At 66.7% G+C, this 9,257-nt stretch carries 10 protein-coding genes and 1 riboswitch; of the genes, 3 read left to right on the forward strand and 7 right to left on the reverse strand.

Annotated elements, in window-relative coordinates; genetic code table 11:
- The 3 genes from rfbC to rfbB all read right to left on the reverse strand — a co-directional run.
- Positions 1-342: dTDP-4-dehydrorhamnose 3,5-epimerase (gene rfbC / locus JNK68_10645; protein MBL8540816.1), on the reverse strand; the 342-nt coding region annotated here is incomplete at its 3' end.
- Positions 339-1,217 carry a glucose-1-phosphate thymidylyltransferase RfbA gene (gene rfbA, locus JNK68_10650; GenBank protein ID MBL8540817.1) on the reverse strand — a complete coding sequence of 293 codons (879 nt, stop codon included), beginning with the start codon at positions 1,215-1,217 and terminating at the stop codon, positions 339-341. The genes rfbA and rfbC, both read right to left, overlap by 4 nt.
- Before the next feature lie 103 nt (positions 1,218-1,320).
- Positions 1,321-2,385, reverse strand: a complete 1,065-nt coding sequence (rfbB, locus tag JNK68_10655; GenBank protein ID MBL8540818.1) for a dTDP-glucose 4,6-dehydratase — start codon at positions 2,383-2,385, stop codon at positions 1,321-1,323.
- Positions 2,386-2,703: 318 nt separating this feature from the next.
- Here rfbB and waaC point away from each other — a divergent pair, with 318 nt between their 5' ends.
- Complete coding sequence (gene waaC / locus JNK68_10660) at positions 2,704-3,672, forward strand: lipopolysaccharide heptosyltransferase I (GenBank protein MBL8540819.1); 969 nt, start codon at positions 2,704-2,706, stop codon at positions 3,670-3,672.
- A gap of 2 nt (positions 3,673-3,674) precedes the next feature.
- Entirely contained in the window at positions 3,675-4,958 is a 1,284-nt protein-coding gene (gene waaA / locus JNK68_10665; protein MBL8540820.1) for a lipid IV(A) 3-deoxy-D-manno-octulosonic acid transferase, read from the forward strand.
- Here the strand turns inward: waaA and JNK68_10670 are convergent.
- From JNK68_10670 to JNK68_10685, 4 genes are read right to left on the reverse strand one after another with little or no spacing between them, the layout of a single operon-like run.
- Positions 4,924-5,526, reverse strand: a complete 603-nt coding sequence (locus JNK68_10670; GenBank protein MBL8540821.1) for a 5-formyltetrahydrofolate cyclo-ligase — start codon at positions 5,524-5,526, stop codon at positions 4,924-4,926. The two genes, waaA and JNK68_10670, sit on opposite strands and share 35 nt — an antisense overlap.
- The gene (locus JNK68_10675; protein ID MBL8540822.1) at positions 5,502-6,821 is read right to left on the reverse strand and encodes a TolC family outer membrane protein; all 1,320 of its coding nucleotides are present in this window, start codon (positions 6,819-6,821) and stop codon (positions 5,502-5,504) included. Before JNK68_10675 ends, JNK68_10670 begins: the two co-directional genes overlap by 25 nt.
- 16 nt (positions 6,822-6,837) lie before the next feature.
- Complete coding sequence (locus tag JNK68_10680; GenBank protein ID MBL8540823.1) at positions 6,838-7,161, reverse strand: sulfurtransferase; 324 nt, start codon at positions 7,159-7,161, stop codon at positions 6,838-6,840.
- Positions 7,162-7,167: 6 nt separating this feature from the next.
- A complete protein-coding gene (locus JNK68_10685; protein ID MBL8540824.1) occupies positions 7,168-7,821 on the reverse strand; it encodes a protein-L-isoaspartate O-methyltransferase in 654 nt (217 codons plus the stop codon).
- Between the two features lie 175 nt (positions 7,822-7,996).
- Positions 7,997-8,096, forward strand: a riboswitch (TPP riboswitch).
- 30 nt (positions 8,097-8,126) lie between these two features.
- On the opposite strand from JNK68_10685, the gene JNK68_10690 reads away from it, so the two are divergent.
- On the forward strand, positions 8,127-9,257 hold a 1,131-nt coding region (locus JNK68_10690), incomplete at its 3' end, for a phosphomethylpyrimidine synthase ThiC (GenBank protein ID MBL8540825.1).

A 9,257-nucleotide genomic window follows, 5' to 3' on the forward strand; every position in this document is an offset into this window, starting at 1 on the left:
CGGCGGGATCCACGCCATCCGCTTGTTCTCGGCAGAAAGACGGAACCCGGCCCAGCGCCCGAAGTCGGGCGAGCCGCGCCTCAAATCGACGGCCACGTCGAATACTTCGCCCGCAATCACCCGCACGAGCTTGCCCTGCGGCTGCTGTATCTGATAGTGCAGGCCGCGCAGCACACCCTTCACCGAGCGGGAGTGATTGTCCTGCACGAAATCGACTTCCAGTCCGGTCTTCTCGCGAAAAACGCGCGCGTTGTAGCTCTCGAGAAAGAATCCACGGTCATCGCCGAAGACCTTCGGCTCGAGGAGCAGCACCTCCGGCAGGTCGGTCGCCACCACATTCATCGGAAGATCGTCTCCTGCAGGACGTTCAACAGGTACTGCCCGTAGCCGCTCTTCTGGAGCGGCGCGGCCAGCGCCTCAAGCTCCCCGGCCGAGATGTAGCCCATGCGAAAGGCGATCTCCTCGGGGCACGCAATCTTCAACCCCTGCCTGCGCTCCACGGTCTCGATGAAAGAAGCAGCTTCGAGCATCGAATCGTGGGTTCCGGTATCGAGCCAAGCGAAGCCGCGCCCCATGACGACCACCTCGAGGCGCGACTTGTCGAGGTAGCAGCGGTTGAGGTCGGTGATCTCCAGTTCCCCGCGCGCCGAAGGCTTGAGCGCCGCCGCAATGTCGACGACTTCCTTGTCGTAGAAGTAGAGCCCGGTCACGGCGTACCGCGAGCGCGGCCGCGCCGGCTTCTCTTCCAGGCTGATCGCGCGGCCGCTCCCGTCGAACTCGACGACCCCGTAGCGCTCCGGATCGCTCACGGCATAGGCGAACACCGTTGCCCCGGTCGCCTTGTCTGCGGCGCGCTGCAACAGAGCCGAGAAATCGTGACCGTAAAATATGTTGTCGCCGAGCACGAGGGCGCAAGGACTGTTGCCGACGAACTCGCGGCCGATGATGAACGCCTGTGCGAGCCCCTCCGGAGCCGGCTGCACGGCGTAGGAAATGCTGATGCCCCAGCGATGTCCATCCCCCAAAAGCTGTTCGAAGCGAGGCGTGTCCTGCGGTGTCGAAATGAGCAGAATGTCGCGTATGCCCGCCAACATCAGTGTGGAGAGCGGGTAGTACACCATCGGCTTGTCGTAGACCGGCAGGAGCTGCTTCGAGACCGCCTGCGTCACCGGGTAGAGCCGGGTGCCGGACCCACCGGCGAGGATGATGCCTTTCACCGGGCCACCCCGACCACTGCGACTCGGCGCGGCAGACGCCCATCGAAACCCTCCGCAACGAGTGCCGGCGCCGCGAGGCGATGGGTGTTCGGTGCACCTCGCATCAGCGCGCCCCGTAATTGCGATCGATCCATTTCTGATAGTCGCCGGATTGCACGTCCGCGACCCAGTCGGTGTTGTCGAGATACCAGTCGATCGTCTTGCGGATGCCGCTCTCGAAGGTCTCGTGCGGGCGCCAGCCCAGCTCGCGCTCGATTTTGCGGGCGTCGATCGCGTAGCGCCGGTCGTGGCCGGGACGGTCCGTCACGTAGCTGATCAGGGACGCATGCGGACGCACCGGGGAATTCGGGCTGCGCTCGTCGAGAATGCCGCACAGCATGTGGATCACGTCGAGATTGGCCTGCTCGTTCCAGCCGCCGATGTTGTACGTTTCCCCGAGTTGTCCGTGCTCCAGCGCGGTACGCACCGCAGAACAGTGATCGCCGACGTAAAGCCAGTCGCGCACCTGCTGGCCGTCGCCATACACCGGCAGCGACTTGCCCTGCAGCGCGTTGTTGATCATCAGCGGGATCAGCTTCTCCGGAAACTGGAACGGGCCGTAGTTGTTGGAGCAGTTGGTGGTGACCGTCGGCAGGCCGTAGGTGTGGTGATACGCCCGCACCAGATGATCGGAGGCCGCCTTGGAGGCTGCGTACGGACTGTTCGGCGCGTAGGCGGTGGATTCGGAAAACGGTGGATCGGTCGGCGCCAGGGTGCCGTACACCTCGTCCGTCGAAACGTGGAGAAAGCGGAACCTCTTGCGTTCTTCCGCCGTGAGCTGGTTCCAGTGGGCGCGGGTTGCTTCAAGCAGGGTGAACGTGCCCCCGATATTGGTGGCGATGAAATCCGCAGGACCATGGATCGAGCGGTCGACGTGGCTCTCGGCGGCGAAGTGGACGATCGCCCGCGGCTTGAACTCGCTCAGCAGCCGCTGCACCAGCGCGCTGTCGCCGATGTCGCCGCGCACGAAGCAATGCCCGGCGTGCCCCTGCAGGCTTTGCAGATTGCCCAGATTGCCGGCGTAGGTGAGCTTGTCCAGGTTGACGACGGGCTCACCCGACTGTGCCAGCCAGTCGAGGACAAAATTCGAACCGATGAACCCGGCACCGCCGGTCACGAGAATGGTCATGCGATAGGGAGGCCCTTGGACTGCCACAGGACCGGGCAATCCGCGTGAAAGCGGGGCGTAGTTTACCAGTAAATATTGCACTGCAGCCTGATGGGCGTCGAGCCCGCTGCGTCCTCGCGGCGCCGGGTCACTGCCGATCCCGACTGGCCGAGCCGGACACGGCCGTGCTAACGTCGCGGCTCACGCCATTCCCCCATCCGCTATCTTGCGCCTTCCCAACGAGTGCGGCAGCCCTTGCGCGCTCCGCAGCACGCCACCGCCCAGAGGCTGTCCCGTCCGCCACGCCCCGCCCGGGTCGCGCTTCGCCAAGGCCCGGGCATGACCCGCATCCTGCTGGTGAAAACCTCGTCGATGGGGGACATCGTCCACGCGCTGCCCATCGTCGCGGATATCCATGCGGCCTGCCCGGGGGCCGAGGTCCAGTGGCTGGTCGAGGAGGCCTACAGCGCGCTGCCGCGCCTGCATCCCGGCATCGCCCGCGTGATCACCGTGGCATTCCGACGCTGGCGCAGCAACCTCTTCAGTCGCGATACCTGGCGTGAAATCGGGGCATACCGCCACGAGCTGCGCGAACCCCACGACTTCGTCATCGACGCCCAGGGACTCACGAAGAGCGCACTGCTGGCGCTACCCGCGCGCGGGTTGCGGTGCGGATACGCCTGGGGCAGCGGGCGTGACGACTTCGCCACTCTTTTCTATCAGCGGCGCGTCGAAGTATCGCTGGGCATTCACGCCGTCGAGCGCAACCGGCAGCTGGCAGCGGAGTCCATCGGATATGCGTTGCCGCAGCGGGTCGACTACGGCATCCGCCCACCCCCGCTTGCCGACCTGCCGGAGCTCGGCGATCTGCAGGTTGGCCCCTATGCCGTCCTGCTGCATGCGACGAGCCGGCCCGAAAAGCTCTGGCCCGAGGAGCGCTGGGCGGGGCTGGGGGCGCGGCTCGAGCAGCGCGGCGTGCGCTCGCTCCTGCCGTGGGGTGGGGAAGAGGAGCGCCTGCGCAGCGAACGTCTGGCGGCCGCCATTCCCGGTGCTCTCGTCACGCCACGGCTGCCCCTGCGTGCACTCGCGGCGCTCCTCGGGAACGCCGCCTTAGTCGTCGGCGTCGATACCGGCCTCACGCATCTCGCGGTGGCGCTCGGACGGCCTACCGTCGGCCTCTACTGCGCGACCGAGCCGGGGTTGAACGGCGTCTACGGCAGCGCCAGCGCCGTCAATCTGGGCGGCATGGGTACGCCACCGGCGGCGGACCGCGTGCTGGAGACCCTGGTGCGCATCGCGCCTGCATGACCATGAGGAGACTGGCGCGTTGGACCTACTCGACGTTCTTCGGCTTGCTCGTTCCCTTCATCCTGCTGCGGCTTGCGTGGCGGGCACGCCGTCAGCGCGGCTATCTGCGCCATGTCGGCGAACGCTTCGGCGCCTATCCTCCGGCACCGGAGCGGCCGGTGATCTGGATCCATGCCGTGTCGGTCGGCGAAACGCGGGCGGCAGAACCGCTGGTGAAGGCGCTGCAGAAGCGCTACCCGGAGCGCGTGATCCTGTTCACCCACATGACGCCGACGGGACGGGAGACGAGCGAGCAGCTTTTTGGCGATACCGTCCTGCGTTGCTACGTACCCTATGACCTGCCCTCGGCGGTACGGGCGTTTCTCGACCATTACCGGCCGACCTTCGGGCTCATCCTGGAAACCGAAGTCTGGTTCAACCTCGTGGCGGCGTGCCGGCGGCGCAGGATCCCCTTGTACCTGGTGAACGCGCGCCTGTCGGAGCGTTCCGCCCGCGGCTACGGCTTTTTTGCTGCGCTTTCGCGACCGGCCTTCGGCGCCTTCACCGCGGTCGGCGCGCAGACGAAAGCGGATGCCAAGCGCCTGCGCGCGCTCGGTGCCGCGCACGTCGTCGTCACCGGCAATCTCAAGTTCGACGTGACCCCGCCCGCCACTGCAAAGCAGTTGGGCGACACGCTGCGCATGCGCTTCGGACGCGAACGCCCGGTGCTCCTGCTTGCGAGCACGCGCGACGGCGAGGAGGCGATGCTGCTCGATGCGTGCGACAGCATCGATCTGCCCGATCTGCTGATCGTGCTGGTGCCGCGTCACCCGCAGCGCTTCGAGGAGGTGGCGATGCTGCTGGAGAAGCGCGGGGTGCGCTACGAGCGCCGCAGCCACGACGAGCCCGTGCCGCCGCTCGCCCGCGTCGTGCTGGGCGACAGCATGGGCGAGATGTTCGGCTACCATCACGCAGCCGACGTCGCTGTGATCGGCGGCAGCTTCCTGCCCTACGGCGGGCAGAACCTGATCGAGGCGTGTGCCGTCGGCACACCGGTAATCATCGGACCGAGCACCTACAACTTCGCCGATGCCGTGCGGCGCGCCGTGGAGGCGCGCGCGGCCGTGCAGGTACCGGATCTGGAGAGCCTCGCCGGCGAAGCTGCGCGCCTGCTCAAGGATCCGACCACGCGCCGCGGCATGGGTCGGGACGGCATCGCCTTCGCCCGCGCACACCGCGGCGCGACCGAGAAAACCCTCGCGCTGCTCGACTTCAGCGCCGCGACCGCAGCAGACCGTCCTCGGTGACGACAAGCTCGACGCGCTGGTCGTGCGCCGTCATCGGCACGGCGTCGACCACCTGCGCCGAGAAGGCTGCTGCGACCCGGGTCGCCGTCGTCATCGCGACGAGCAGCCGGTCGTAGAAACCGCCGCCGTAACCCAGCCGCCCGCCGTCGCCATCGAAGCCCAAGCCGGGTACGAGCACGAAGTCGACCGCCGTCGCGGCGACCGTCGCGCAGCGCTCCGGCAGCGGTTCCAGGATTCCCCACACTCCCGGCGCGAGCTCCGCTTCGAGATCACTCACCGCGAAGAGATCGAGGCGGCGTTCGCCGCGGTTCACGCGCGGCAGCACGAGCCGCTTGCCGTCCGCCAGCACGCGCTGCACGAACGCCTCCGTTTCGAACTCCGCACCCATCGACATGTACGCCATGACGACGCGCGCGCGCCGGTACTCGGGCAGCGCCAGCAGGGTATGGGTGATGCGGCGGCTGAATGCCGCTCGAACGGCGGGCGAGAACTGCTCGCGCAGCGAGCTTAAGGAGGTGCGCAGGGCGCGCTTCGACTCGACGCTCAGCGGCCCCTGCCGTTGATCCAGTCATTGACGGACACGACGTCGTTCTCCGTCAGCTGGCCCACCGCCGCCTTCAGGCGAAAGAGATTGATCACCGTGTTGAAGACCGCCTGCGCCAGATCGCGCTGCGCGGAGAAGAGCAGTTGCTGCGCGTTGAGCACGTCGACCTCGGTCCGCACGCCGACCTCCTGGCCGAGCTTGGTGGAATCCACCTGGGCCTGCGTCGAGACCACGGCGGTGCGCAGCGCCTCGGTCTGCGCGATGCCGCTGTTCAAGCCGAGGAAAGCCTGCCGGGTCGACTGCGCGACGACGCGGCGTGCGGTCTCAAGGTCCTGTCGCGCCTTCTCCTGCGCAGCCACCGCCTGCCGCACGCGGGATTCGATCGCACCGCCCTGGTAGATCGGGATGGCGAGCTGCACACCGGCCGACGTGATGTTCCCGCGAAAGCCCTGCGAGGCGATCTGCCCGATGCTGTTGTCGCTGTAGCCGACGGAGGCCACGGCGTCGAGCGTCGGGTAGTGACCGGCGCGCTGCAGTTCGACCTGCTGCCGCGCGAGCGTCAGCGCGGCATCCGCCAGACGCACGTCGAGGCTGGTCTCGTACGCTTCGCTCACCCAGGCATCGATGCTGTTCGGCTTCGGTGGATCGATCTGGAGACCGCGCGGGGGGCGTTGCAGCACGGGCGCCGGGCGCGCGATGATGCGCTCCAGCGCGTCGCGCTTGACCGCGAGATCGTTCTGTAACGCGATGCCCTGGGAGACGACGAGGTCATAGCGTGCCTGCGCCTCGTAGGTGTCGACGACCGTCGCCGTGCCGACCTCGAAGTTGCGCTTGGCCTGCTCCAGCTGCTGCGCGATCGCACGCTTCTGCGCGTCGTTGACCTCGAGGTTCACCTCGGCCAGCAGCACGTCGAAGTACGCCTGCGCCACGCGCAGGATCAGATCCTGGCTCGACAGGGAGAACTGCGCCTCGCTCTGCGTGAGCTGCGTCCGCGATTGCTGATACTGAACGAAGTTCTGCATGCGAAAGAGCGGCTGGCTCAGGTTGAGCCCGATGAAGGTGGCGTTGAACTGCTGGTTGGGAATGTTGCGCAGATCGCGGTTGTTGAACGTGTACGAACCCGTCGCGCCCAAGTTCGGCAGGAGCAGTGAGCGACCCTGCACGACCACTTCCTGGTTGGCCTGCCAGTTGGCCCGCGCCGCCGCATATTCCGAATCCTGGACGAGAGCTTCGCGGTAGACCTGCAGCAGGTCGGCAGCGCAGGCGAAGCCCGTCACACTCGCGAACAGCAACGCCATCACCGGGCGAATAAAGGGCATCGTGATCGTGATCTTCTCAGTAACGCGGCATGCCGGGGTCGACTTCCAGAGCCCACGCGTGGACGCCGCCTTGCAGGTTGTGCACCCGCGTGAAACCCGCCCTCTCCAGGAACAGCGCGACCTGCTGGCTGCGCATCCCGTGGTGGCAGACGACGACGATGTCCTGCTCCTGCGGCAGCTCGGCGAGGCGGGAAGGCACCGTATTCATCGGCATCGCCCGTGCGCCGTCGATATGGCAGCGCGCGTATTCCCACGGCTCGCGCACGTCCAGGAGATACGGCGCAGCGCGCTCGCCGTCGGCAAGCCAGCGCTTGAGGCCGTCAGGACTCAACTGCTGCATCTCGACCTAGAAAACGAACCGTTCGGGATGAGGCGCGTTGCGCAGGGGAGCCACACAGGTCTCGAACACCGGCACGGAGTTGTAGACTCCGGCCGACACGCAGGTGATGAGGGTCGCCTCCATCACCGGCGGATCACCGACGATGGCGAAGAGCCGCCCACCCGGTACCAAGTCCTGCTGAAACCCGGCGACCAGCGAGGGCACGGAACCCGTCAGCACGATGACGTCGTACGGCGCATGCTTTCCCCAGCCGCTCGCAGCATCGCCGGTCGCCAGTGTCACGTTGGTGATGCCGTGCGCGCCGAGCTTCGCCTGCGCCTGCGTCACGAATTCCGGAACGATGTCGACGCTGTAGACGTGCCCGCCGAGGCTTGCGAGCAACGCCGTGAAGTAGCCGCTCCCGGTGCCGACTTCGAGAATGCGGTCGGTCTTCCTGATGGCGAGTTCCTGCAGGATGCGCGCCTCGATCTTCGGCGCCAGCATGACCTCCCCGTGTCCGATGGGGATCTCCATGTCCACGAACGCGAGCGCCCGGTGCTGTTGCGGCACGAACTCCTCGCGCCGCACCTGCAGCAGCAGGTCGAGCACCTGCTGATCCAGCACTTCCCACGGTCGAATCTGCTGCTCGACCATGTTGAATCGGGCCTGCTCCACGTTCATCGGGGTTCTGCCACAGCCTGAGGGTTGACGCGCCGGAGTCTACCACAACGCGTTGCACCATGACGGTCCGGTAGCCGCGGCCAGACGCCTTCCTCCGGGTAGCGTCCGGCAGCTCGCGCGCCCGGAAAACCACGCCCCGACAGTTGCTGCGAAGCCGACTTTCAGCTAGGGTTAGCGACCTACGTAGGGGTCCTCGGAAGATTCTTCCGGGGTGAGACAAACCCTTCGAACCTGTCCGGGTAATGCCGTCGTAGGGAAACGTAGTCGCCTACCCTCGCTCCCCGGATTCGCCCTCTGGAGGAGCCATGAACGCCCATCCTAAGTTCGTCGCCGCTGCTGCTCACGTCGATGCAGCGGCGGTCCAGCCTCTGCCGTGCTCGCGCAAGATCTACGTCGAGGGCTCGCGCCCGGACATCCGCGTCCCCATGCGGGAGATCACGCAGTCGGATACGCCGGCCTCCTTCGGCGCCGAGAAGAATCCGCCGGTCTATGTCTACGACACGTCGGGACCGTACACCGACCCGAACGTGAAGATCGACATTCGCGCCGGGCTCACGCCCCTGCGCGCCCGGTGGATCGAGGAGCGCGGCGACACCGAGGTGCTTCCCGGCCCGACGTCGCGCTTCGGCGTGGAACGCCTGCACGACCCGAAGCTCGCCGAGATGCGCTTCAACCTGAAGCGCCAGCCCCGCCGTGCCAGGCCGGGTGGCAACGTGACGCAGATGCACTACGCGCGCCGCGGCCTCGTCACCCCCGAGATGGAGTTCATCGCGGTGCGCGAAAACCAGCGCCGCGACGCCCTCGGTGAACTGCTTACGCGCCAGCACCCGGGCCAGTCGTTCGGCGCCGCGATTCCGCGGCACATCACGCCGGAGTTCGTGCGGGACGAAGTCGCTCGCGGCCGCGCCATCATCCCGGCCAACATCAATCACCCGGAGACCGAGCCGATGATCATCGGCCGCAATTTCCTGGTGAAGATCAACGCCAACATCGGCAATTCGGCGCTCGGCTCGTCGATCGGCGAGGAAGTCGAGAAGATGACGTGGGCGATCCGCTGGGGCGGCGACACGGTGATGGATCTTTCCACCGGTCGCCACATCCACGAGACGCGCGAATGGATCATCCGCAACAGCCCGGTGCCGATCGGCACGGTGCCGATCTACCAGGCGCTGGAGAAGGTCGACGGCCGCGCCGAGGAACTCACCTGGGAGATCTTCCGCGACACGCTCATCGAGCAGGCGGAGCAGGGCGTGGACTACTTCACGATTCACGCCGGCGTGCGGTTGCCGTTCATTCCCCTGACCGCGAAGCGCATGACGGGCATCGTCTCGCGCGGCGGTTCGATCATGGCCAAGTGGTGCCTCGCGCACCACGCGGAGTCGTTCCTCTACACGCGGTTCGCGGAGATCTGCGAGATCATGCAGGCATACGACGTG

It is taken from the genome of Betaproteobacteria bacterium (genome assembly GCA_016791345.1).
GTDB lineage: Bacteria > Pseudomonadota > Gammaproteobacteria > Burkholderiales > JAEUMW01 > JAEUMW01.